The 26,558-nt window shown below is 31.0% G+C and carries 27 protein-coding genes and 1 other annotated feature; all 27 genes read right to left on the reverse strand.

The window, feature by feature from the left end; all coding sequences use genetic code 11:
• Positions 1-314 (reverse strand): response regulator (locus AB2369_RS01560; RefSeq protein WP_367664714.1); only part of this gene is annotated, 314 nt, incomplete at its 3' end.
• Between the two features lie 15 nt (positions 315-329).
• On the reverse strand, positions 330-1,043 hold the full coding sequence (gene pgeF, locus AB2369_RS01565) for a peptidoglycan editing factor PgeF (protein ID WP_367664715.1): 714 nt from the start codon (positions 1,041-1,043) through the stop codon (positions 330-332).
• Between the two features lie 97 nt (positions 1,044-1,140).
• A complete protein-coding gene (gene nrdR, locus AB2369_RS01570) occupies positions 1,141-1,611 on the reverse strand; it encodes a transcriptional regulator NrdR (RefSeq protein ID WP_367664716.1) in 471 nt (156 codons plus the stop codon).
• A 62-nt stretch (positions 1,612-1,673) separates the two neighbouring features.
• Positions 1,674-1,937, reverse strand: a complete 264-nt coding sequence (locus AB2369_RS01575; protein WP_367664717.1) for a YlmC/YmxH family sporulation protein — start codon at positions 1,935-1,937, stop codon at positions 1,674-1,676.
• Positions 1,938-2,205: 268 nt separating this feature from the next.
• Positions 2,206-2,979: an RNA polymerase sporulation sigma factor SigG gene (gene sigG, locus AB2369_RS01580; RefSeq protein WP_367664739.1), complete on the reverse strand. Its 774-nt coding sequence runs from the start codon at positions 2,977-2,979 to the stop codon at positions 2,206-2,208.
• 75 nt (positions 2,980-3,054) lie between these two features.
• On the reverse strand, positions 3,055-3,762 hold the full coding sequence (gene sigE / locus AB2369_RS01585; RefSeq protein WP_367664718.1) for an RNA polymerase sporulation sigma factor SigE: 708 nt from the start codon (positions 3,760-3,762) through the stop codon (positions 3,055-3,057).
• Between the two features lie 11 nt (positions 3,763-3,773).
• Positions 3,774-4,577: a sigma-E processing peptidase SpoIIGA gene (spoIIGA, locus tag AB2369_RS01590; protein WP_367664719.1), complete on the reverse strand. Its 804-nt coding sequence runs from the start codon at positions 4,575-4,577 to the stop codon at positions 3,774-3,776.
• Between the two features lie 385 nt (positions 4,578-4,962).
• Positions 4,963-6,087 carry a cell division protein FtsZ gene (gene ftsZ / locus AB2369_RS01595; protein WP_367664720.1) on the reverse strand — a complete coding sequence of 375 codons (1,125 nt, stop codon included), beginning with the start codon at positions 6,085-6,087 and terminating at the stop codon, positions 4,963-4,965.
• Positions 6,088-6,102: 15 nt separating this feature from the next.
• Positions 6,103-7,341, reverse strand: coding sequence for a cell division protein FtsA (gene ftsA, locus AB2369_RS01600; RefSeq protein WP_367664721.1), 1,239 nt, complete (start codon positions 7,339-7,341; stop codon positions 6,103-6,105).
• A 164-nt stretch (positions 7,342-7,505) separates the two neighbouring features.
• A complete protein-coding gene (locus AB2369_RS01605) occupies positions 7,506-8,780 on the reverse strand; it encodes a glycosyltransferase family 2 protein (protein ID WP_367664722.1) in 1,275 nt (424 codons plus the stop codon).
• A 236-nt stretch (positions 8,781-9,016) separates the two neighbouring features.
• Positions 9,017-10,072, reverse strand: coding sequence for a type IV pilus twitching motility protein PilT (locus tag AB2369_RS01610; RefSeq protein ID WP_367664723.1), 1,056 nt, complete (start codon positions 10,070-10,072; stop codon positions 9,017-9,019).
• A 22-nt stretch (positions 10,073-10,094) separates the two neighbouring features.
• Positions 10,095-10,856, reverse strand: coding sequence for a shikimate dehydrogenase (locus AB2369_RS01615; RefSeq protein WP_367664724.1), 762 nt, complete (start codon positions 10,854-10,856; stop codon positions 10,095-10,097).
• Between the two features lie 88 nt (positions 10,857-10,944).
• Positions 10,945-11,649 carry an RNA polymerase sporulation sigma factor SigK gene (gene sigK, locus AB2369_RS01620; RefSeq protein ID WP_367664725.1) on the reverse strand — a complete coding sequence of 235 codons (705 nt, stop codon included), beginning with the start codon at positions 11,647-11,649 and terminating at the stop codon, positions 10,945-10,947.
• Positions 11,650-11,707: 58 nt separating this feature from the next.
• Positions 11,708-13,384, reverse strand: coding sequence for a penicillin-binding transpeptidase domain-containing protein (locus tag AB2369_RS01625; RefSeq protein WP_367664726.1), 1,677 nt, complete (start codon positions 13,382-13,384; stop codon positions 11,708-11,710).
• A 51-nt stretch (positions 13,385-13,435) separates the two neighbouring features.
• Complete coding sequence (udk, locus tag AB2369_RS01630) at positions 13,436-14,059, reverse strand: uridine kinase (RefSeq protein WP_367664727.1); 624 nt, start codon at positions 14,057-14,059, stop codon at positions 13,436-13,438.
• Entirely contained in the window at positions 14,059-15,288 is a 1,230-nt protein-coding gene (locus AB2369_RS01635) for a U32 family peptidase (protein WP_367664728.1), read from the reverse strand. The genes udk and AB2369_RS01635 overlap by 1 nt, the downstream gene beginning before the upstream one ends.
• Entirely contained in the window at positions 15,281-15,937 is a 657-nt protein-coding gene (locus AB2369_RS01640; RefSeq protein WP_367664729.1) for an O-methyltransferase, read from the reverse strand. Before AB2369_RS01640 ends, AB2369_RS01635 begins: the two co-directional genes overlap by 8 nt.
• Positions 15,938-15,950: 13 nt before the next feature.
• Positions 15,951-16,985 carry an endolytic transglycosylase MltG gene (mltG, locus tag AB2369_RS01645; RefSeq protein ID WP_367664730.1) on the reverse strand — a complete coding sequence of 345 codons (1,035 nt, stop codon included), beginning with the start codon at positions 16,983-16,985 and terminating at the stop codon, positions 15,951-15,953.
• Between the two features lie 27 nt (positions 16,986-17,012).
• Complete coding sequence (gene typA / locus AB2369_RS01650; protein WP_367664731.1) at positions 17,013-18,836, reverse strand: translational GTPase TypA; 1,824 nt, start codon at positions 18,834-18,836, stop codon at positions 17,013-17,015.
• A gap of 146 nt (positions 18,837-18,982) precedes the next feature.
• Positions 18,983-19,336: a YlbF family regulator gene (locus tag AB2369_RS01655; protein ID WP_367664732.1), complete on the reverse strand. Its 354-nt coding sequence runs from the start codon at positions 19,334-19,336 to the stop codon at positions 18,983-18,985.
• Between the two features lie 21 nt (positions 19,337-19,357).
• Positions 19,358-21,025, reverse strand: a complete 1,668-nt coding sequence (locus tag AB2369_RS01660) for a ribonuclease J (RefSeq protein WP_367664733.1) — start codon at positions 21,023-21,025, stop codon at positions 19,358-19,360.
• A gap of 35 nt (positions 21,026-21,060) precedes the next feature.
• On the reverse strand, positions 21,061-21,513 hold the full coding sequence (locus tag AB2369_RS01665) for a Fur family transcriptional regulator (RefSeq protein WP_367664734.1): 453 nt from the start codon (positions 21,511-21,513) through the stop codon (positions 21,061-21,063).
• A gap of 23 nt (positions 21,514-21,536) precedes the next feature.
• Positions 21,537-21,797: a DUF1292 domain-containing protein gene (locus AB2369_RS01670; protein WP_367664735.1), complete on the reverse strand. Its 261-nt coding sequence runs from the start codon at positions 21,795-21,797 to the stop codon at positions 21,537-21,539.
• A gap of 66 nt (positions 21,798-21,863) precedes the next feature.
• On the reverse strand, positions 21,864-22,277 hold the full coding sequence (gene ruvX / locus AB2369_RS01675; RefSeq protein ID WP_367664736.1) for a Holliday junction resolvase RuvX: 414 nt from the start codon (positions 22,275-22,277) through the stop codon (positions 21,864-21,866).
• Positions 22,278-22,333: 56 nt separating this feature from the next.
• Positions 22,334-22,588, reverse strand: a complete 255-nt coding sequence (locus AB2369_RS01680) for an IreB family regulatory phosphoprotein (protein WP_027634108.1) — start codon at positions 22,586-22,588, stop codon at positions 22,334-22,336.
• Positions 22,589-22,788: 200 nt separating this feature from the next.
• Positions 22,789-25,428, reverse strand: coding sequence for an alanine--tRNA ligase (gene alaS / locus AB2369_RS01685; RefSeq protein WP_367664737.1), 2,640 nt, complete (start codon positions 25,426-25,428; stop codon positions 22,789-22,791).
• Between the two features lie 51 nt (positions 25,429-25,479).
• Positions 25,480-25,653 (reverse strand) — a binding site (T-box leader).
• 50 nt (positions 25,654-25,703) lie between these two features.
• A partial coding sequence (locus tag AB2369_RS01690; protein WP_367664738.1) for an AI-2E family transporter occupies positions 25,704-26,558 on the reverse strand: 855 nt, incomplete at its 5' end.

The raw sequence follows: 26,558 nt of genomic DNA on the forward strand, positions 1-26,558 counted from the left end.
GTTATATAGTCATCTGCCCCTAGTTCAAGACCTAAAATTTTATCAAGTTCTTCTCCTTTTGCTGTAATCATAATTACAGGAATGTGAGAAATAGCTTCCTCTCTTCTTATAGCTTTACAAATATCGTATCCGTCCATTCCTGGAAGCATTAGATCTAATAATATTAGCTTTGGCATTTCTTCCTTTATAAGTTTTAGAGCTTCTATTCCATTACCACATGTAATTACTTTATATCCTTCCTTTTCCAGGTTAAATTTAATAAGTTCTAATATGTGATCCTCATCATCTACTACTAATATTTTTTCCTCCGACATATGAACTCCTCCTAACTATTTCATAAATATTAAAGATAATAATCTGCCACTTTCCTCTCTATCTTTCCTATAAGAGTGAAACTTAAATTTATTATTACAATAAGTACATAACCCTAAAGACTTTATATCTTCCTCTCTTAATCCTCCATATTTTAAATCTTCTATTATACAGTTTTCAACATTTAAATTTCTATTTTCTCTAACCTTTGACCCTTTAAATATTTCATCTTCTAAAAATTTCTCTATTAAATCTTCTCCAAACTCATAGCAGCATTCCCTATTATGTGGTCCTATAACAGCTTTTATATTAAAAGGATCACAATTATAGAGTTTATTCATTTTATTTACTGCTTTTAAGGATATATGATCTAAGGTTCCCTTCCATCCACTATGAACTGCTCCTATGGCTTTATTTTTCTCATCATATAAAAGAAGAGGGACACAATCTGCAGTTAGAACTCCAATTCCTATATGTTTTTCATTAGTAATTAGTCCGTCACCTTCTCTTCCTTCTTCCTTTATATCCAGTACTATACTACTATGTACTTGGGACAAAACTTTTATTTCTTTAAGTCCATAATATGTAGAAATCTTATCTAGACTCTCTTTAAAGCTACTTTTATTCTTTCTAAAATCTAAATTATTCTCTCCTGTTGAAAATACCATAGTTGCATTTTCAAAATTTATCTCTATAAGTCGTTCACCTTTATCTAAATTAACTATTTTCATAACCTTCTCCTAACCTAATCTTAACATATTTTATTCTTTCTAGTATAACCCCTAATTAGTTTTAACCTTTTTTTACTTAATATTAACATAAGCCAAACTAATCTAAGTAGTTTGGCTTATTTGACATTAAGTTTTTAATCTCTTCCATGAATGTATTTATGTCTTTAAACTGTCTATATACTGAAGCAAAACGTACATAGGATACTTCATCAATACTTTTCAACTTCTCCATTATAAGCTCCCCTATGTATTCTGATTTAACCTCTGTAAGCATTTCATTGCTTAGATATTTCTCTATATCTTGAGCTATTGCATCAATCTGTGCTCTAGAAACCGGTCTTTTCTGACATGCCTTCATAAGTCCATTAACTACCTTACTTTTATCAAAGTATTCTCTTGTTAAGTCTTTTTTTATTACTAATATAGGAATATCCTCTATTTTCTCATAGGTTGTATACCTTTTATTACACTTTAAACATTCTCTTCTTCTTCTTATTGCATTATCGTCATCTGTAGATCTAGAGTCTACAACCTTGCTTTCTTCATTGGTGCAATATGGACATTTCATAAACTTCACGCCCTTCTTTTTTAGTTTCTATAGTAGTATTATACTATAATTTTCTATAATTTCTATATATCATTTAAATTACTTTTCTCATAATCTACAAGTATTACATCTACGCCTATTTTAACGACTTTATCCCAAGGTATTTCTCTATGTTCTCCCTTAGCAAACCAAGATGCTTTTATCTCTGGTAATATCAGTGCCACTACCTTACATTCTTCACAATCTATTTTTAGATCTCTTATATATCCAATCTTTGCTCCTAGGTTTACATCAATTACCTCCATAGATTTTATTTGATTTATAGAATGCATAGAATTTATTTCCATAATAATCCCTCCCCTAAGTAATTTATATGTATCTATTCATTATACTATGCTAAATATATATGCAAAGTTTATAGTTTATACTACACCTATATATCTTAGTTTTATATAGAACGAATCTTCCTTCTGGTGGTGTTCTTTCCACCATCTGAAAGTTAGATGAGTTAATCTAGGGTCGTAGCAACTGTTATCCCCAACCTTTTAAGAGGATGGGGATGTTACAGCTTATAGCCATCAGATAAAATAAAAAGAGTCTGAAATCAGACTCTTTTTAAACATATTTCCTCATGTGTCTTAATGCTGTTTTTTCCAATCTAGATACCTGAGCTTGAGATATACCTATCTCATCTGCTACCTCCATTTGGGTTCTTCCATCAAAAAACCTTAAGTTAAGTATTAATTTTTCCCTATCATTAAGCTTTTTCATTGCCTCTTTTATTGAAATATTTTCAAGCCAACTCTCATCTAAGTTTTTGTTATCACTTATTTGATCCATAACATATATAGCATCTCCACCATCGTTATATATGGGTTCAAATAAAGATACTGGATCTTGGATGGCATCTAAAGCAAAGACTACCTCTTCCCTCGGAACTTCAAGCTCCTTTGCTATTTGAGATATAGTAGGCTCTTTATTATTTTCATTAACTAGTCTATCACGTACAAGTAAAGCTCGATAGGCAATATCCCTAAGGGATCTACTAACTCTTATGGAGTTATTATCTCTTAAATATCTTCTTATCTCTCCTATTATCATAGGCACTGCATAGGTTGAAAATTTTACATTTTGACTTAAATCAAAATTATCTATTGCTTTCATAAGACCTATACATCCGACTTGGAATAAATCATCAACATTTTCTCCTCGGTTATTAAATCTCTGAATAACACTTAAAACTAATCTTAAATTACCTCTTATAAAGTCTTCCCTTGCAGTATTATTTCCTTGCCTAATTGCTATAAGTAGTGCTTTCATTTCTTTTTCCTTTAGCACAGGCAACTTTGATGTATTTACGCCACAGATTTCTACCTTGCTAATCATCATATAGTTATCAGTCCCTTCAGAGTAATTCAATTAAAAGTGTTCCCTCAGGGATAAAATTTTATACTGCTGACAACCCTATAACATTTTGTTTATTTCTTTTTTTAATCTACTAATAATTCTTTTTTCTAATCTAGATATATAAGACTGAGATATACCAAGCATGTCGGCAACTTCTTTCTGGGTCTTTTCTTTAAACCCTTGAAGTCCGAATCTAAGCCTCACAATTTCTTTTTCTCTTTCATTTAATTTATCTAAAGCAACACATAGAAGTTCTCTATCTATTTCATCCTCTATATAATTATAAACTGTATCATTTTCTGTACCTAATATGTCTGATAACAGTAACTCATTACCATCCCAATCTGTATTTAATGGTTCATAAAAGGAAATCTCAGCCTTTATCTTTGAATTCCTTCTAAGATACATAAGAATCTCATTTTCTATACATCTTGATGCATAAGTAGCAAGCTTTATTTTCTTTTCTGGATCAAAGGTGCTAACTGCCTTAATAAGACCTATAGTTCCAACAGATGTCAAATCCTCAACTGAAACTCCTGTATTTTCAAATTTCCTTGCAATATATACAACTAATCTTAAATTCCTCTCAATTAAGGTTCCCTTTACGCTCTTCTCTCCCTTTACAAGTCTTAAAACTAAATCTACCTCTTCATCTTTAGATAAAGGAGGTGGAAGAGCATCATTACCTCCTATGTAATAAAGTTTTTTTGCAAATAGTTTCATCTTAGATAATATTCTGTTTAAGATTACCTTTAGCTTTATCATATTTATCACCCCTATATTAATCCTCTTGATAACAATGCAACATAATCCTCTGTACTACTTAGTCTTTCTTTACAAAGACAAACAATGACTTCTCTAAATTGTATATTATCATGGTCATAGGATATTTTTACCCCTAAAGGTTTAAATCCCTTAAGTTCTCCTCTATGTCCATTTACAGCTTGATATGGTATTTTAAATGTATCTTCACTTTTAAACTTGTAATCTTTTAATACATGTTCCTCAATTATTATTACTGGTAAATTAGTTGCAGGCTCTCTAAGTTCATTTCCTGTGTCTAGAAAAGCCTTCATCTTAGCCTTAAAGTTATTATCTAGTATCTCTATATCATATATGTATTTGTTCATAGATTTTCTATCCTGAACAAAAGCATTTATACGACTACTAAATAAATAGATAATCATTAAAGATAAAAGTAAATATTTATAGGAAAAATCTATGGTTTCATAAGTAAAAGAAAAAGTTGTTTCTTTTGAAATATCCACAAACACACACACACCTGCAAGTACCATAGAATAAACTATATATATTATAGAGCTTTTTATTATAAATAAAATTTCTCTCTTTCTAAAAACTAAAAAAGTCATTAAAAAGCTTACTATAATTTTCACCGGCAGATTATTAAGAAAATTCAGAAAATCAAAGAGAACAACTAGACAGTATAAGGCTCCTATAAAAGCTGGCATAATAAATCTCTTAAGAGAATATTTTGTCCTTAGGGTTTGTGAGGTTAAATATAGTAAAAATAGATTTACAATAAAATTTTCTAGTATTAGTATATCTGCATATACCTCCATTTTCTCTCCCCCCTTGTTAATTATTATAACTGTCCTAGACTTAAAATTTTGTCATTTTCTAAAGTTCATAGGTTTTTTTATTCCTTTATTTTTTTACATATTTATCCATTACATTCTTTATCTTAATATATTTTCCTATGACTTTATATGTAAGGGAAGTTATTATATCACCACTTATTTTAAGAAAATAAGTATTAAACTTATTTATATATACTACTGAAATAGAACTCATCTTGTTCTTTCCACCATCTGAAGGTTAGATGAGTTAATCTAGGGTCGTAGCAACTGTTATCCCCCACTTTTTAAGAGGATGGGGGTTACAGATCCTAGCTATTAGATAAAATTTTTCAAATAAAAAAAGATAGTCAGTAGTATACACTACTGACTATCTTTTATTCTTTCTTAAGAAAGCTGGTATTTCTATGTCATTATCATTATATGTTCTTGTTGATGCTACTTCTTCTTCCGCTGCATCAAAATCTTGCTCTTTTTTAATTCTTTGCTCTTTAATAGGCTCTTGAATATGTTTCTCTTCTGGTCTCTTAACCATTTCTCTCTCAGATTCAAATCCAGTTGCTATAACAGTTATTCTTATTTCATCCTTAAGATTCTCATCTATAACAGCTCCGAATATTATATTAGCATCTGGGTCTGCAGCTTGTTGTACAACTTCCGCAGCTTCATTTATTTCAAGAAGACCAAGATCTGTACCACCAGTAACATTTAATAGAACTCCTGTAGCTCCAACTATTGAAGTTTCAAGTAATGGAGAAGATATAGCTTCTTTAGCTGCATCTGCTGCTCTATTGTCTCCTGTTCCGTATCCCACACCCATGTGAGCAAGTCCTTTATCAACCATTACTGTTCTAACATCTGCAAAGTCAAGGTTAACAAGTCCTGGTATAGTTATGAGGTCTGATATACCTTGTACACCTTGTCTTAAAATATCATCTGCCATTTTGAAAGAATCAAGTAATGTAGTCTTCTTATCTACCATAGTTAGTAATCTTTCATTAGGTATTGTAACTAAGGTATCTACTCTTTCCTTTAGGTTATTTATTCCCATCTCTGCATGAAGCATTCTCTTTCTTCCTTCAAATGGAAATGGTTTTGTAACTACTCCCACTGTAAGAATTCCCATAGACTTAGCTATTTCTGCAACTACTGGTGCTGCACCTGTACCGGTTCCACCGCCCATACCAGCAGTTATAAATACCATATCCGCACCTTTAATAGCTTGAGATATTTCTTCCTTACTCTCTTCTGCTGCTTTTTTTCCTATCTCTGGATTAGCTCCTGCTCCAAGCCCTTTAGTAAGCTTGTCTCCAATTTGAATCTTTTGAGTAGCATGAGATAGCATTAAAGCCTGCTTATCTGTATTTACAGATATAAACTCTACATTTTTTAATCCTTCAAGTATCATTCTATTAACAGCGTTGTTTCCTCCGCCTCCGCAACCTATAACCTTAATATTGGCAAATTGTTGAACATCTACATCAAAATCTAACAAGACAATTCCTCCTCTTTAGAAATATTCACCTAGAAAACTCTTTATCTTCCCTATAAAACCTTCTGGCTTCTTTTCTTTTTTATTAATTTCTGATTCATTATTTTCAACCCTATTATCATCAATAATTTTGTTATAATCTAATTTTAACTCATTAAATACATGTTTAACAATACCTAATGAATTAATGGTTAAAGTATTCTCTAAATCTGTGGTGTGTTTATTAAATGCATATATGGGTTTACTTATTACTTTTTTACCTATATTCATTAAAGATTTATAATGGGCAATTCCTCCTCCATATATAATTACGGTGGTTATATCGTCCATATATATAGAATTCTTTAATTCATTTAAAATAAAATTTAAAATTTCTTCAATTCTAGCATCTATTATATCACATAATATGTCTCCTTGAAGAACATATTCTTCTCCATCTTTTCTTATCTCTATATCTTCAACATTTCTACCTAAGTCTGCATATTTAAACTTAAGTTCTTCTGATTCCTTAAAAGAAGACTTGGTAAAGTACATAATATCCCCTGTTATATTATTTCCACCTATATTAAAAGAGTTCATATGTACTAAAGTACCATTCTTATAGATACCTATGTCAGTATTATCAGCACCCACATCTACAATGGTTATAGTCTCTTTTCTGTCTTCTTTGGTTAGTATAAAAGAAGACGCCGCATGTATTTTTAAAGTTGTACCTTTTACTCCTACTTTTAAATTATCAAAACACTTATATATAGAATCTAAGTAAATTTCATTAGCTACAACAACTTTTGCATCTACCTCTAATCTACTTCCTTTCATATTTAAGGGATTGTCAATCTCATAAGACTCATCAATTATAAATCTTTCTGGAATTATATCAATAACTTTTTCATCTTTTCCTATGGATACTACTTTAGCTGAATCTAGAACTCTTTTTATATCAGCTTCACCTATAGTATCCTCTTCTCCTGAAATCGCTATCATTCCCTTATTAGATACAAGTCTACAAATTGACGAAGGTATCCCTATAAAAACTTCGTCTATATATAGATTAATAACTCTTTCCATGTCTTCAAGGCAACTTTTTAAAGCTTCAGTTACACTATCTATATTAACAACTATACCTTTCTTTATTCCATCACATTTTACTTCAGTATTTGCTAATATTTTTAGTTTTCCCTGCTTATCTGCCTTGCCTATTATTCCATATATAGATGAGGATCCCATGTCAATACCAACGATATAATTGTTATTCATCCTCTTTTGTCTACCTCCTTCGCAGATAGCATTTAAACTCATACTATATATTCAACATATTTTTAAAAATTCCTTTTAAATATGGCACTTTTCCAGTGATTATTTATATACTACTTAGTATATATTATAATATATATAAAAGTAAAGGACGAGATATCCCGTCCTTATTTTGCTTCTTCAAGGTCTGTGATCTTTATACTTCTTGTATGTAAAGTATGTGACCACTCCTTTTTATTCTTATTTAATATTCCTTGAATAGATATTGGAATCCAAGTTATAGCATAAATTGGATATATTAAGTAGTATACTAACATTTTAAAACTAAGCTTCTTATCAAGAATTAAGATAAAAGGTGTATATATAAGCTGCATAACAATAAGCAATACTGCCCCTGTCTTAATCATAGTAAAATTAGCAGTTTGAACCATAGTTACAGCTTTTGCTATAAGCTCTGGTGCCATTAAAAAATAATTTATAGAATTTAAAATCATAGCTACGCCTAAAAGTATTATTATTATTGGTTGAATGCTATAAAAAGCACAATCTAAAGCTACTATGTTAAATTCTTTTATAGATTTTTTCATAAGCTTAAAAAAGTATCTTGAAGCAACATCTGCAAACCCCTGCATCCATCTTCTTCTCTGAGCCCAAGATTGAGCAAGAGTCAATGGTTTTTCGTCATATATAACCGCATCATGGGCCCATCCTACCTTACAATCATTTAAAACAAGTTTACATGTAAACTCTAAGTCTTCAGTAAGACAAGTTGCTCCCCAACCTAACTCTCTTAATACATTAGTATCTATACAAAATCCTGTTCCACCAAGTTGATTTGATAATCCTAAATTACTTCTAGATAATTGAAACATTCTATTTGAAGTCCAAAAGGCTATGGAGTAACTACCTGTTATCCAAGTATCCTTAGGATTTTTACTATCAAGATATCCTTGTACTACCTTATCTCCATTACATAACTTGTTATTCATAACTCTTAGGAAGTTTTTTGAAACTAAGTTATCTGCATCTAAAACTACTACTGCATCGTATTTTTTTTCCATTTTAAAAATCTTATCAAACATCCATTCTAGGGCATAACCTTTTCCTCTTTCGTTTTTGTTAACTCTCTCAAAAACCAAAGCACCTGATTCCCTAGCTTTAAGCGCAGTATTATCCGTACAATTATCAGCAATAACAAAGATGTCATATAACTCTTTAGGATAGTCAACCATGTGTAGACTATTTACAATGTCTTCTATAACCATTTCTTCATTATGAGCCGCTACTATAAATGCAAAGCTCTTTTCTGGAGAAAATTCTTTCTTCTCCTTAAATCTTATAAGTCCAAAAAAAGAAAGTATTAAATAATACATTGACACTACAACAACTAAGTTAGTAAATACTGCTGATATAATGTGTACTAAGGAATTAAAGATTTCCATTGTATCTCCCCCTTAATCAAAGTTATTTTAACACAAATTACTTTTAAATACTATACCTTTGTTCAATTTCAGTTATTTTTTATTTATCATTTTAATAAAATTTCCCATAATATTATACCGCTTAAATAATCACATATATCACTAAATTGTAAAAATATAATCTTTAATATTATTAAAGCATAATACTTCCATATATGATTATATAAAATAAAGGATAGCCAAAAGGCTATCCTTTATTAAAGAAGCATCATCCTACTAATCATTTCTCTATCTACTGCAAATGTCATAGCTGTTTCTTCTGTTATAACTCCACTTTTATAAAGCTGTACTATAGCCATATCCATAGTTTTCATACCATACTTACTTCCTGTCTGAACAGAGGATTCTATTTGATGAGTTTTTCCCTCTCTTATTAAGTTTTGTATAGCTGGAGTTGATGTCATAACTTCAAGAGCTGAAACTCTTCCCTCTCCATCACTTCTTGGAAGTAGCTGTTGAGATATTACCCCTTGAAGAACCGCTGCCAACTGAACCTTTATTTGTTGCTGCTGATGAGGTGGAAAAACATCTACTATCCTATCTATAGTCTTTGCCGCCCCTATAGTGTGAAGAGTAGACAATACAAGATGTCCTGTTTCTGCAGCAGTTATAGCTATTGCTATAGTTTCTATATCTCTCATTTCTCCTACTAGTATAACATCTGGATCTTCTCTAAGAATGGCCTTTAAAGCTTTTTGATAAGATTTAGTATCTTTCCCTATTTCTCTTTGATTTATTATAGACTTATTATGTTTATGTAAATATTCTATAGGATCTTCTAAGGTTATTATATGAGCATTTCTAGTACTATTTATCTCATTTATCATAGCTGCTAAAGTTGTACTCTTTCCACTTCCTGTAGGCCCTGTAACTAATATTAAACCCCTTTGTTTATTTATTAATTCTTTTATAACAGGTGGATGGTTTAAGTCATTTAACGTTGGAACCTTTAATGTTATTACTCTCAGAGCAATTGCATCGCTTCCCCTTTGTTTAAATATATTAACTCTAAACCTTCCAAACCCTGGAATAGAGTAAGAAGTATCATACTCTCCCTCATTTAAATAGTCTTCGAAATATTCCCCTAATATTTCTTTTGCAAATTCCTCCACATCCTTTGGAGAAAGTTTCTTCTCTCCCACATGTATAAGCGCACCATTTATTCTAATAATGGGAGTAGTTCCTACAGTTAAGTGTAAATCTGAGGCCTTTTCTCTTAGTGTTATTTCTAGTAATTCTCTTAATGTATACAAAATTGACCCTCCTGTTTAAAATTTATTTAATACTTTCACGCCATATATCAATGGCTTCATAGGCTTGGAATTTAAGCATATCCTCTCCATTAACACATTTAACCCCTAAAGATTCACCTAATTCCATGAGCTTAGTTTTACTTGGCTCATAATTTAAATCGTATATTACAAGATTTTTCTTTATCCTTTTTATGTTAAAGGGAAAGTGTGGATTGTTGAGATTTCCTAAGGGAGTGCAGTTAATTAACATATCATATTTATAAAGATTAAGGTCTGAATTTATGTTTAATATATTATCTACTAAAAGAAATTCCCTTTCTATCTTTCTAAGATCTCGTCCTGCTATATCTATAGATGCTACTCCTAAATCTTTTAAGGCATAAAATACAGCTCTGGAAGACCCTCCATTTCCCAAAATTAATATATTTTTTCCTTTTACATCTATACCATTCACTTGTAAACTTTTTATAAAGCCAAAGTAGTCCGTATTATACCCTAGATAAGTATTATCCCTTACAACTACAGTATTCACCGCTCCTATAATGTTTGATGGATATACTAAATTATTTAGATATTTTAAAACCTTTTCTTTATAAGGTATTGTTACATTAAACCCTATTATATTGCTACCCTTTAGATTATTAAAAAACTCTTCTAACTCATAATCCTCTATGTCAAAAAGTTCATATTTTAAGTCTATATTATTAATTCTATAATAATTATTATGAATTTTTGGTGACTTAGAATACCCTATATTTCTCCCTAATAATCCACATATTCTCATAGATATCAACTCCTAATTAACTATTCTACAAAAATGTGCCAAATTCCTTTTATAAATTTAAGATTACAAAAGAAATTTAGCACCTTCATTATATCCTATTTTTCCCATTTAACTCCTTAAATAATTTCTTTAATGCTCTCTTTTCAATTCGAGAAACATAAGATCTAGAAATACCAAGCATACCTGCTATTTCTCTCTGAGTTTTAGAGTTGCCATCAATTAACCCATATCTCATCTCTATTATAAGTTTTTCTCTCTCTGTCAAACAAAGATTTATCTTTTTATATAGCTTTTTTATTTGTATCTTGTTCTCAACTATTTCAACTACTGAATCTTCATCTGTACTTAATACATCAATTAATGAAATTTCATTACCTTCTTTATCTACCCCTATAGGGTCATGAAGAAATACCTCTCCTTTAACTTTTTTATTATTTCTTATAAGCATAAGGATTTCATTTTCTATACATCTTGCTGCATAGGTTGCAAGTCTAGTACCCTTTTCATAATCAAAGGAATCAATTGCCTTAATAAGACCCACAGTCCCAATAGATATTAAATCATCTACTTCCCTACCTGGGAATGAATATTTCTTCACTATATGTGCCACAAGTCTTAAATTTCTTTCAACTAAAACTTGTTTAGCTATTTCATCGCCTTCTTTTAACTTTCGTAAATAAAGCTCTTCCTCTTTCTCATCTAGAGGTTTTGGAAAGGAATTATTTCCTGTTACATACCCCGCTAGAAATGGTATATTACCAACCATATCAAAAAAGCATTGAAAGATAAACACAAGCTGCTCCCCCTATTAGTGCTTAATACTATGATATGATTAATAGCTTAAAAAATTACTATTTTTTTACATTCAATTCTTTTATTATATCTCTAAAAATTGGCGCTGCAGTGTCTCCGCCCCCATGATTTTCACCTATATCTTTTACAAACACTACCATGGAATAATATTTATTATTCATTTTAAAATATCCTAAAAACCATCCATCATTATGTTTCTCTAGTCCTGATTTTATATCTTCACTATCTGCTAAGTCTATATTATTTTTTTCTATATCTTTATCTTTTATGGGTTCCATTCTAGTAGCTGTTCCTGTCTTTCCTCCCATATCTATATTCTTATCTATAAAAGCCATTTTTCCAGTTCCATTTTCATCTGTAATAACTTTCTTCATAGCTGACTTTACATAAGAACTTACCCTAGCATCAAAAACCTTCGTTTTTTCTCCTTGAAATGTTTTAATGTCTTCTCCATGTCCATTCATTACTTTATCTACTATGGTAGGTTTTATATAATTTCCCCCATTAGTAATAGTTGAAGCAATACCTAAAGCTTGAAGAGGAGTTATTCTCATATTTTGTCCCATAGAAATATTAGTTGCTCCTCCCTCATCCTCTTTAGAAATAACATAATCACCTTTAGCTTCTTTATCTCCTTTAAAAGGAAGAACCTTTTCATAAAGTCCTTGAGACTTTCCATAGTTAATAATCTTTTCACTTCCCAGCCTTGATCCTATTTCTGCGAAAATATTATTACAAGATTCTATCAAAGCCTGTTCTACTGTTAACTCTCCATGACTTCTCCTGCAGGGAAGAGTTGGAGTATAATCACATGTAAATTTTTCATTTGGAGTTATAAGTTTTTCATTTAAGGCTGCCCCTAAAACTACAAGTTTAAAAATTGATCCTGGAGCAAATCCGTTTTCAGTGGCAGATCCTAAAAGTACATTGGGTCTTGTATCATCCTTTTGTACCATGGCCCTTACCTTACCTGTAGAACTTTCCATAATTGCCACTCCAATATCCTTAAAGTCCTTAAATTCTTCCTTTTTTAAAACTCCTTTAACAGTGTTTTCTATATCCTTATTTAATGTTAAATATATATTTGAATTATCTCTTTCATTCTTTATTCCTTGTTCATTTATATTACCTTCATTATCTTTAGTATAACTTACTATAGTATCGCTATTGTCTTTTATTATATTGTATAAATCTCCTTGAAGAGTTCCATCATTTCCTTTATCTATTCCATCTATGAGCATGGTTACTATATTCCAAGGTTCCCCTTTGTGTACCTTACTATAATCATAGGAATATACCCCTTTTATTTCTTTTAACATATCTATCTTATCTAACACGTCTTTATCTACAGTAAAATATTTTTTTCCAACTTCCCCTTCACTTAAGATTTTCATAAGATCATAGGATTTATCATAATTTCTTAATATATAATCTAAAGCATAAATTTCTTCTAAAGGTGTGCTGTTATTTTCTCTTTTAAAGGCTAATATATCTATAACTAATATGCTTTTATTATCATAGTCTACAAGATTTATTCCTTTACTATCAAAAACATTATATTTCAGTTCTTGTACAACTTCAGTATAACTGTGCTGAGAATTAGCTTTTAAATTTAATTCTTCACCCTTAAAATACTGTATATCTACTATTCTAATTATAAGTAGAATAAAAATTAATACATAACTAAAAAATAATATAACACTACGTCTTCTCATAAAAAAGCACCTCCTTTTAGCTAATTATTGCCAAAAGGTAGATGCTTTATTCTATCTTGACTGTAAAATATGTTTTATATTCGCCACCATTATATCTATAGCTACCCTATTATGTCCACCCTCAGGTATTATAATATCTGCATATCTCTTTGTAGGTTCTACAAACTGCATATGCATAGGTCTAACAACACCTAAATATTGGTCTATAACAGAATCCACGGTTCTTCCTCTTTCATTTATATCTCTAACTAATCTTCTTATTATTCTAACATCAGCATCAGTATCTACATATATTTTTATATCTAGAAGGTCTCTAAGTCTTGGTTCTTCCAAAATCATGATTCCTTCTACAATTATTATATCTCTTGGTTCAACTAAAATTGTCTCTTCTTGTCTTGTATGCTCTGCAAAATTATATATAGGTTTTTTTATTGCATTGCCTTTGCAAAGACATTTTACATGTTCTATTAAAAGCTCTGTATCTAAAGCATTAGGATGATCATAATTAGTCTTTATTCTCTCTTCAAAGGGCATATTACTTTGATCTTTATAATAAGCGTCATGCTCAATCATTGCTATGCAATCTTCATTAAACTGACTATATATCTCCTTAGCTATAGTACTTTTACCTGATCCTGTTCCGCCAGCTATTCCTATAAATATTGGCTTTTTCATTAGTTTTCCCCCTTGCTCTTTATTAGCATATCCTTAGGTTTTAATTCAGTGTCACACTTTATAGTAAAGAACATCTGAGCTCTATTAGCTACCTCTATTTTATTACCATTGGTTTCTCTCATATCATCTAATGAAACTTCAAAATTGTCACCAATTGGTCTTAAAATTTCAACCTTATCTCCTTCAAAAACTCTATTTCTTTGTTCTATTTCTGCTATTTTCTTCTCCTTATCATAAGTTCTAACTACACCTACAATATCATAGTCTCTTATGTAAGATGAATTGTCATATACCTGTTCATTATTTTTACCAAAATAGAATCCTGTATGATATTGTCTATGACTTACTTTTAAAAGGTTATCCATCCATTTTTGCTCAAATTTCCAATTCTCTGGATCTTCTACATATGAATCTATAGCCTCTCTATATGCCTTAACAGTAGCAGCTGCGTAATAAATACTCTTCATCCTTCCTTCTATCTTTAAGGAATACACTCCAGCATCTATTACATCTTTTATATACTCTATCATACATAAATCCTTAGAGTTCATTATATATGCTCCATTTTCATCTTCTACCACTGGGAAATACTCCCCTGGTCTTTTTTCTTCTACTAAATGGTATTTATATCTACATGCTTGAGAACAAGCTCCTCTATTAGAATCTCTTCCTGTCATATAATTAGATATTAAGCATCTACCTGAATATGCCATACACATAGATCCATGTACAAATGCCTCAAGTTCACAATCCTCTGGAAGTCTGCTTCTTATTTCTTTAATTTCCTTTAAGGAAAGCTCTCTTGCAAGAACTATTCTCTTAACCCCCATATTGTACCAGAATAATGCTGATTTCCAGTTAACATTATTTGCTTGTGTGCTTAAATGAATTTCTAGATTAGGTGCAACCTCTTTAGCAGTTATTATTATAGAAGGATCTGCAACCAGAATTGCATCTACTCCAAGAGATTCTAATTCCTTTATATAATTTTCAAGTCCATCTATATCTGCATTATGAGGAAATACGTTTATTGTAACATAAACTTTTCTTCCTCTTTCATGTGCATATTCTACTCCTTCTTTAATCTGTTCTGGAGTAAAGTTATCTGCAAAAGCTCTTAAGTTTAATTTACTTCCTCCTAAGTATACTGCATCTGCTCCAAAATCAATGGCTGTTTTTAATTTTTCTAAGCTTCCTGCTGGCGCAAGTAATTCTGGTCTTTTATTCATGATTCATCCTCCTTTTAGTAATAGCTATACCATCTCCCATAGGTATAACTGATGTGATTAAATCTTCATTATTTGAAACCATTTCAAGATAGGTTCTCATTCTTTTTACTATGGTTATTTTTCTTCTTTTAACTAAATCGTCAGAAGCAACCATTCCCCTAAATAATACATTATCTGCAATTATTATTCCATCATTATTTAAAAGTCTTAAACAATGAGGAAGAAAGTGATTGTAATGTCCTTTTCCAGCATCCATAAATATAACATCGAATTTATCATCTAATTTTTCAAGGACCTCAAGGCAATCCCCTTGAATTACATTTATTCTATCATTATAACCATAATTCTTTATGTTATTTTTAGCTAAAGACACCATTTTTTCATCTCTTTCAATAGTTACTATGGGAAGTTTATATTTTACACTCTCAGCCATAAGGATTGAAGAATATCCTATAGCTGTACCAAGTTCTAAAACCTTTTTAGGTCTTTTCATGTTTATCATGAATTCTAAAAATTTTCCTGCTTCCTTTTGTATAATAGGAACTGAATTTTCTTTTGCGAAGTCCTCTAGCTCTTTTAATGTTCCTTTACTCGCTGGAATCAAATCCCTTAAATATTGTTCCATATATTCATGTGTTACTCCACTCATAGAATCCTCCAATTTATCTTTTTATTCTTCTATCCCTTGCTTCCTTAAGTTTTAAAAACTCTTTATCTGAAGCTGTAAAGCTGTGAGTTCCATCATCATTAGAAATAAAAAATAAATAATTTGTAGAATTTGGACTTAACGCCGCTTCTATGGATGCTCTTCCTGGAGAGCATATAGGTCCTACTGGTAACTTATCTACCAAGTAAGTATTATATGGAGAATTAATCTTTAAATCCTCATTAGATAATTCCTCTTTATGTACTCCTAATGAATATAATACAGTTGCACAGGATTGAAGTTTCATTTCCCTATCTATTCTATTATAGAATACTGAGGCTACTTTTCCTCTTTCCTCATCCTTTTCAACTTCTTTTTCAATAATGGACCCCATAGTGATTATATCATCAATGGCATCCATATCTACAGTCTTACCTTCTTTGCTTTCAATATCCATTATCACATATTCAAATCGTTCTATCATTATATCTATAATATCATCTCCATCCATTCCCTTTTCAAAATCATAAGTATCTGGGAATAGATATCCTTCTACACTATATTTTCTTTCTGATGACTTTTTAATATAGTCTGGAAGTTTATATTCTTTTACACTTTTTATAAAATCTTCTTTGGCTATTATATGATTTTCTTCTAACCTATGTGCTATATCCTCTACATTAAACCCTTCTGGAATTGTTACTTTTACAAGATTATCACTAACTTTTCCACTACTAAGCATATCTATAAAAGCTTTTAAATTCATATCCTTTTTAATGTAGTATGTTCCTGGGATAATGTTAGTATTAATATTATTATATTTAAGATAATACTTAATTAAATACTTATTATGTATAATATTTTGAGATGAAAACTTTTCTATAACATGATTTAAGGTGTCACCTTCATTCACCTTTAACTTAACCTTATCTACAGTTAAACTAAAAGGTCTATCTATAACCTTAGACTTATAATAGGATTTAACCCCTATATAAGTCCCTAAGGCTAAGATAAATAAGCAAATAAATATAATAATAACCCTCTTTTTCATAATAACCCCCAATAGAAAAGATTCTAATTATTTCTTTCTATTAATAGCTCTCTTTCTTTCATTTGCATCTAACAATCTTTTTCTCATTCTTACGTTCTTTGGTGTAACTTCAACTAGCTCGTCTGCTCTTATGAACTCTAAACTTTGCTCAAGAGACATTTGAACTATTGGTGTTAACTTTAATGAATCATCTGATCCTGAAGCTCTTGTATTTGAAAGATGTTTTTTCTTACAAACATTGACTTCTATATCATCTGCTCTTGAACATTCTCCTGAAATCATACCTGAGTAAACTTCAGTTCCTGGTCCTATGAATAGTCTTCCTCTCTCTTGAGCATTGAATAATCCATAAGCTACAGCTTCCCCTGATTCAAAAACAATTAGTGATCCTCTTGTTCTCTCTGGAATATCTCCCTTGAATTTTTCATATCCTTCAAAGATATGATTCATTATTCCATTACCCTTTGTATCTGTCATGAATTCATTTCTAAATCCTATAAGACCTCTTGCTGGAACCTTAAACTCAAGTCTTACATATCCATTTACTGCTGAAGTCATATTAACCATTTCAGCCTTTCTTGGTCCAAGTTTTTCCATTACAGGTCCCATGAACTCTTCTGGAACGTCTACTGTAAGATACTCTATAGGCTCAAGTTTTTTACCATCTTCTTCTTTGAATATAACAGATGGCTTAGATACTTGGAACTCATATCCTTCTCTTCTCATAGTCTCTATTAGTATTGATAAATGAAGTTCTCCTCTACCACTTACTTTAAAGCAGTCAGGGGATAACTCTTCTACTCTTAAACTAACGTTAGTTTCTAATTCCTTTAATAATCTATCTCTTAAGTGTCTTGAAGTTACAAAATCCCCTTCTCTTCCTGCAAAAGGTGAATCATTTACCATAAAGTTCATGCTTATAGTTGGTTCATCTATATCAATAAATGGTAATGCTTCTGGATTTAAGCTATCTGCTATAGTATCTCCTATATTAGCATTAGAAACTCCACTTACAGCAACTATATCTCCAAGCATAGCTTCTTCTGCTTCGACTCTATTTAGCCCTTCATAAACATAAAGGTTAGAGATTTTTGCATTAGTTGAAGAACCATCCTTCTGTATTACGGTAACATTTTGGTTCTTTCTTATAACTCCTCTTTCTACCTTACCAATAGATATTCTTCCTACATACTCATTTGAGTCAAGAGTAGTTACAAGCATTTGTAATGACTTGTCTATATCTCCTTCTGGAGCCTTAACATGCTTTATTATAGTATCAAATAAAGGAATCATATTGTCATTAGTTTCTTCTAAACTAGCCATAGCATATCCGTTTCTAGCTGAACAGTATACTATTGGGAAGTCTAATTGCTCATCTGTAGCTCCAAGCTCCATAAATAGCTCAAATACTTCATCAATAACCTCTTCTGGTCTAGCATTTGGCTTATCTATCTTGTTTATTACAACCATTGGATGTAATCCAAGTTCTAAAGCTTTCTTTAAAACGAACTTTGTCTGTGGCATTGCTCCTTCATAAGAATCTACCACAAGGATAACGCTATCTACCATCTTAAGAACACGTTCAACTTCACCACCAAAGTCAGCATGGCCTGGTGTATCTACAATGTTTATTTTCACGCCTTCATAGTCAACAGCTGTATTCTTAGAAAGTATTGTAATTCCTCTTTCCTTTTCTAAATCATTAGAGTCCATTACTCTTTCTTCAACTTTTTCATTACTTCTAAAAACATTACTTTGTTTAAGTAATGCATCCACTAAAGTAGTTTTACCATGGTCAACGTGTGCAATAATTGCTATATTTCTTATATCATTTCTAACAAATAAACTCATATATTTTCCTCCAAAGTTTTTTATATTTCATTGTTTAATGATTGTTCTAGCCTTTTGTGCAAAATAAAATTGGATACTTAAGTACCCAATCTTACTTTAATCATATTAATTTTAATAGCAAGGTATAAAAAAGTCAACTTTTTAACCTATTTATTGTCATTTTCAAAAGTTAAATCTAATCCAATAGCTTCGTGTAAGATTTTAATTATATCTTCCCAAAGCACTGCAAACTTAGCTTCACTTTGCAAATAATTAGACACCTCTACATTGGATGATAGAATAGCCCCTAATCCTTGCATCTTATCTGTTATCTCTTTAGATAACTGTCCCTTAGTCATTTGCTCATTATAAGCTTCAAGCTGAAGCTTTCTAAAATCATCTACCATTTTCTTATTGTCTTGATTCTCTGATATTTTTTTATGAGCTTCCCTATAATCTACAACTTCTTTGGTATCCTTAAGAACCTTAGCAAGTTCATGAGTCTTATCATAAATATTCATAAAATTCTCCCCTTAGATTTCTTATATCTCCATTATAATTGGTAATATCATAGGTTTTCTCTTGGTTTTTTCATATAAATAAACTCTTAATGCATCCTTAATCATAGATTTCATAGATGCCCAATCTGTAATTTTCTTAATTTCACATTCCCTAAGAGCTGATTTTACTATTTCTCTTGCTTCATCCATTAATCCTTCAGACTCTCTAACATATACGAATCCTCTTGATATTATATCTGGTCCTGCAATTACAGCTCCACTTTCCTTTTCTATGGTTACTACCACTGTAAGAATACCATCTTGAGAAAGATGCTTTCTATCTCTTAATACAATATTCCCAACATCTCCAACCCCAAGTCCATCTACAAAGACCTGACCAGAAACTACGGTACCATTCTTTCTTATCTGATCTCTTGAAACTTCTACAACATCACCATTATCCATGATACATATATTACTTGAAGGCATACCTAATTTTTCAGCAAGCTCCTTATGCTGCTTTAAATGCCTATACTCTCCATGAACTGGTATAAAGAATCTAGGCTTCGCAAGACATTGCATAAGCTTTAATTCTTCCTGACAAGCATGCCCAGATACATGAATATCATCAAGGGCTTCATATATTACTTCTGCACCTTTTTTAAATAACTGATTTATTACCTTGGAAATAAGCTTTTCATTTCCAGGTATAGGGTTTGCAGATATAATTACAGTATCCCCCTCTATGATATTAACTTTCTTATGCTCTGAAGTTGCCATTCTAGCTAAAGCTGACATTGGCTCTCCTTGGCTTCCTGTAGTAACTATAACTATTTTATCATCAGGATACCTATTTATAGAATCGATATTTATCATAATATCTTTTCCTGCATCTAAATATCCAAGCTCTGAAGCTACCGCAACAGTATTTTCCATACTTCTTCCAGATACCGCCACTTTTCTTCCATACTTCTCGGCTGCTATTAAGACTTGCTGTATCCTGTGAATATTTGATGCAAAGGTTGCAACAAGTATTCTTCCCTTAGCCTTTAAGAAAATCTTTTCAAAGGCTTCTCCAACGGTTCTTTCTGACATAGTGTATCCTGGTCTTTCAACATTGGTACTATCTGCAAGCATTACTAAAACGCCTTTTTTACCAAGTTCTGCGAACCTTGCAAAATCCATTATTTCTCCATCTATTGGAGTATAGTCTACTTTGAAATCTCCTGTGTGAAGGACTACTCCTAGTGGAGTGTGTATTGCTATAGCAACAGAATCTGCAATACTGTGATTTGTTTTTATAAATTCTACTGAGGCATTATTCAGTCTTATTATATCTCTTGCCTTTACTCTTATAAGTTCAGTTGTGCTTAAAAGTCCATGCTCCTTAAGCTTTGTTTCTATTAACCCAAGAGTAAGCTTCGTTCCATATACAGGTACATTTATTTGCTTTAGTATATATGGTAGTGCCCCTATGTGGTCTTCATGTCCATGAGTAAAGAATATACCTCTAACTCTTTCTTTGTTCTTTAAAAGATAAGTTACATCTGGTATAACGATATCTATACCAAACATATCTTCATCTGGAAATTTTAATCCGCAGTCAATTACTATAATATCCTCTTTGTACTCTATGACTGTCATATTTTTTCCGATTTCATTTAGTCCGCCAAGAGGAATTACTTTGACTTTATCCTTTTCTTTTTTCATTAATTTACCTCCTTGTTCTTATCTGTATGTTGCTATTATTCCTCTTCACACTCTTCGCATATTCCAAAAAACTTTACACTATGATCTTTTATTTTAAATTTATATTGTACCTCAATTTTTTCTTCTAAGTTATCTAAAAGATCGCCCTCAACCTCTATTACTTTACCACACTTGGTACAAATTAAATGATGATGTCTATGTAGTTCATCTTTATGAACTAATTCGTACCTACTACATCCATCATTAAGATCTAATTTATATACTATCCCAAGCTCTTCAAGTAAGACTATAGTTCTATATACAGTTGCTAGCCCTATTTCCGGACAGTCTTTTTTAACTTCATCATAAATTTCTTCAACAGTTAAATGCTTTCCTTCATTATCTATGATTGTGTCAACTATGGCTCTTCTTTGAGGTGTTAATTTATATCCTTTCTTTTTTAAATCTTCCTTCAAACCATTTATTTCTGATGTAGATAACTTTGGCATATAACTACCCCATTCCTTTATTATTATTCTTCTTCAGTGAAAAGGGTTGTATATACTTCAGCTGCGATGTCATATTCTGCCTCATCATCAACTGTAGTTAAAGTAAAACTTCCCTCTTCATCCTCTATTATTTTTAGAAGTATTCCTTCTTCCTCATCTTCACTTTCTACTGGTATTACAATCACATATTCATTTTCTTCAACACCAAATCTTTGTGCTATTTCAAATTCGCACTCAACGCCATCTTCGTCCACTAACATTATTGTATCCATGTTATTTTCCATTTTTACACTCCTCTATTTATTGTAATTTTAAGTTTAATTTAATTATTTGTCAATAATAATTATCCATTACTTTGATAATCTATCTAAATATCCTTGAAGAATATATGTAGCCGCTATCTTATCCACAATTTTCTTTCTTTTCGCTCTAGACATGTCAGCTTCTAACATTGCCCTATGTGCTGCTACTGTAGTTAATCTCTCATCCCAATATTCAATATCTATATTTAAAGAGTCTTTTAATTTATCACAAAACTCCATTACCTTCTCACCTTGTGGTCCTACTGTTCCATTCATATTCTTAGGAAGACCTGAAACTATTTTTTCCACACTATAATTTTCACATATCTTTCTTACTTCCTCAATATCTAAAGGATCAATCTTTCTTCTTATAGTCGTAATTCCTTGAGCTGTATATCCCAATGGGTCACTTATAGCTACCCCTATAGTTCTATCCCCTATATCTAATCCTAATATTCTCATTTATTTCTCCTTAAGCTCATTTTAAAGTAAAAGTGCCCTAAAATTAGGGCACTTTTTTACTTTATGTCTAAATAAGATTTTAAAACTTCTTCTAAAATTTCATCTCTTTCTAGTTTTCTAACTAAAGCTCTAGCACCATTATAATTTGTAATATAGGTTGGATCTCCAGAAATTAAATATCCAACTAATTGGTTTACAGGATTATATCCCTTTTCTTTTAAAGAGCTATATATTTCTGTAAGAATAGCTTTAGTCAAATCTTCCTTATCCCTATTAAAATCAAATTCCATTGTATGTTCATTATTCACCATGATTAGGCTGCTTATATGCAGCTTCACCTCCTTACATTATACTTCACACATGTAAGTAGTTCATTTTGTAGTATAACCCTACTTCTATTAACTTATTCAAATTTTAACTTTATAATTTAATTAATAACTGTAATTATTATTTATTCTCATTTGATAACTCTATTATAAATCAAAAACTAGAAAATGTATATACGTTATTTTTATTGAAGTAAATTTTCTAAGACTTTTGAAACTACACTTAGGGCTTCATCAACCTTTTCTGGCAGCTTACCACCAGCTTGAGCCATATCAGGTCTTCCACCACCGCCTCCGCCAGCAATAGTTGCAACTTCTTTTATTATCTTACCTGCATGAGCTCCCTTTTCTATTACATCCTTTGATGCCATAGAAACAAAGTTTACCTTTCCATCCTTTACAGCTCCAAGGACTATTACACCTTCTTGAAGTTTTCCCTTTACCTTGTCTGCTATATCTCTTAGTCCATTGGCATCTATATCCGTAAGTTTATAAGCTACAAATTTTACTCCCTTTACTTCTTGGACTTCTTTAACTATATCATTTTCTACTCCCTTTACCATTTTAGATTTAAGGTTTTGAATCTCCTTATCCTTTTCTTTCAATGTTAAGATATTTTGATTTATCTTTTCTATTATATCCTTTTCTGTACATTTTAATGCTTTTGATACTTCTTTAATCATTAAATGTTTTTCTTCCATATAATTTAAAGCATTACCTCCAGTTACAGCTTCTATTCTTCTTATACCTGCTGCAACTCCAGCTTCACTTATAATTTTGAATAAGCCAATTTGTCCTGAATTCCTTACATGGGTTCCCCCACAAAGTTCCTTACTAAAGGTTCCTACTGAAACTACTCTTACATCTTCCTTATACTTATTTTCGAATAAAGCAATAGCACCACAAGACTTTGCTTCATCCACTGTCATTATATTTGTATCTATCATTGAAGCTTCCATTATCTTTTCGTTTACTAATCTTTCTACTTTAGCAATCTCTTCCTCTGTTAATGCTGAGAAATGAGTAAAGTCAAATCTTAATCTTTCATTATCAACATAAGATCCTGATTGATTAACGTGATCACCTAAAATTTTCTTTAATGCTTCATGTAACAGGTGAGTAGCTGTATGGTTCTTACATATACTCTCTCTTCTTTCTTTATCTACTTTAAGCTTTACCACTTCCCCCTTGTTTATAGAGCCATTTTTCACAGTGGCAAAATGCATTATCTTTCCTGAAATATTTTTCCTACAATCCTTTATCTGAACTTCTCCATTATTTCCATAGATATATCCGGTATCACCTACTTGACCTCCCATTTCTGCATAGAAAGGAGTATTGTCAACAATAATTATTCCCTCTTCGTTTTCTTTTAAGCTATCTACAAAGACCTCATCCTTTACAATTTGAACAATTTTACCTTCAAATATTAAGTCTTCGTAGCCTTTAAATTCAGTATCTATATCTTGTGCTACTTTATTTAATATGGAGTCTTCTGCTCCCATATAGCTACTCTCTCCTCTTGCTTCTCTTGCCCTTTTTCTTTGAAGATCCATTTCTTCATTGAAGCCTTTTATATCTACTTCCATACCATTTTCACTTAATATCTCTTCTGTAAGCTCTAATGGGAAACCATAGGTATCATGAAGTTTAAATGCTTTTTCTCCACTTAAAACCTTATGTTTATTATCTTTCAGTTCATTAATATAGGATTTAAGTATTTCCTCTCCACTATCTATAGTTTCGTTAAATCTTTCTTCCTCTATATTTATAACCTTTTTAATATAGTCATTCTTTTCTTTAATCTCTGGATAAGCCACTCCATAATTTTCTACAACCCTATCCACAACTTCACTTAAGAATGTTTTATTGATTCCAAGTAATCTTCCATGTCTTGCTGCTCTTCTTAAAAGTCTTCTAAGGACATAGCCTCTACCTTCATTAGATGGAAGAACACCATCACATATTAAAAATGTTACACTTTTTACATGGTCAGTGATTATACGTACTGATGTATCCTTATTTTTATCTTTGCCATAATCTACATTACCTATAGCACATACCTTATCTAAAATAGACTTTATAGTATCTATTTCAAATATATTTTCCGTACCCTGCATTATAGTAGATATTCTTTCAAGTCCCATTCCTGTATCTATATTAGGATGAGATAGTTTGTGGTATACCCCTTCTTCATCCTTATTAAATTGAGTAAATACAAGATTCCAGAATTCCACTATTCTATCATTATCTGAAGCCTCTATAAATTCCTCTACAGTGGATACTTTTCCTTCTCCTCTATCATAGTGTATCTCTGAGCATGGTCCACAAGGTCCTACCCCTATTTCCCAGAAATTATCCTCTTTTCCAAGTCTAAATATTCTACTTGGATCTACATCAGTTTTACTAGTCCATATATCATAAGCCTCATCATCATCTAAGTATATTGTAACATAAAGCTTATCCTTTGGTATATCAAGGTTCTTAGTTATAAACTCCCATGCCCACTGGATAATTTCTTCTTTAAAATAATCTCCAAAAGAAAAGTTACCAAGCATCTCAAAGAAAGTAGCATGTCTTGCTGTCTTTCCTACATTCTCTATATCCCCAGTTCTAACACACTTTTGGCAAGTAGTTACCCTTTTACTTGGTGGTGTTTTAAGTCCTGTAAAATATGGCTTTAATGGTGCCATACCTGCATTTATTAACAATAGATCCTTATCATCTTTTGGTACTAAAGGAAAGCTTTCTAATCTTAAATGATTCTTTTCTTCGAAGAATTTTAAGTATGCTTCTCTTATTTCATTTAATCCCATTTTTTTCATGAAAAATTCCTCCTTAATTCTATATAAAAATATAAAAAGCCCCCATCCCTATAAAGGGACGAAAGCTAAATTCCGTGGTACCACCCTAATTATGAACTTAAAAGTTCATCACTTAAGTTTATACAGCTCAAAGACAGCCTTCAATTTATTCTTTAAGAAGTTTTCACCTTCCACTTCCTCTCTATATAAAGATATAAATTTACTCCTTCTTGTCACAGCTCTTCATTATTTACTTATGGAAAAATTATATTTTATTATATGATTTATGTCAATATTTAAAATAAATAATAATTTATATCCTCATAAATAACCTTAACCATGACTCCAAAAGGTACTGCTAATACCATACCTAAAAATCCCCCTATTTTACCACCTATAATTAAAAGGATTATCACCATAAGAGGATGCATAGATATACTATCTCCAACAATTTTAGGTGATATTATATCTCCTTCTACCTGTTGAATTATATAAAGACATATAAAAGTATATAATGCCTTAGTTGGAGAACTTAGAAGAGCAATTAAAATTGCTGGAATTCCTCCAAATAATGGTCCAAAATAAGGTATTATGTTAGCTATAGCATTTATTAATGCAAGAATCAAAGGAAAATCTACTTTTAATACTATAAGTATTATAAAGGTAAGAACGCCAATGATTATACAAAGCACTAGTTGGCTCATTACATATCGTGAAAGTATTTTATCTATATCTTTAGTTATTCCTTCTACTACATTCCTTCTTCTAACAGGAATAAAAATTAAAAACTTTCTCCACATGATTTCTCTATCTGCTAGGAAATAATAAGATATTACTGGAATTACTGCTAAAGATATAATATGCTCTGAAGCATTAATTATGCCCCTAAACACTCCCATAGATATACCTTTAAAATATTCTAGCACTTTATTTTCTAGCTCATTATGTACCAAAAGAAAGAGTTTATTATTATTTTTTAATCCATTATATATTTCTGATATCCTTATCTCTAAATAATCTAGTGATTTAAACAAACTACTACTTTCTTTTAAAATTTTAGGTATAAATATAACAGCTATACTTATAAATATACCAAAAAACAATACTATTACTATGGCTGAAGCTAACTTCCTTTTAAGTCCATATCTACC

Source organism: Clostridium sp., assembly GCF_040797585.1.
GTDB lineage: Bacteria > Bacillota > Clostridia > Clostridiales > Clostridiaceae > Clostridium_Z.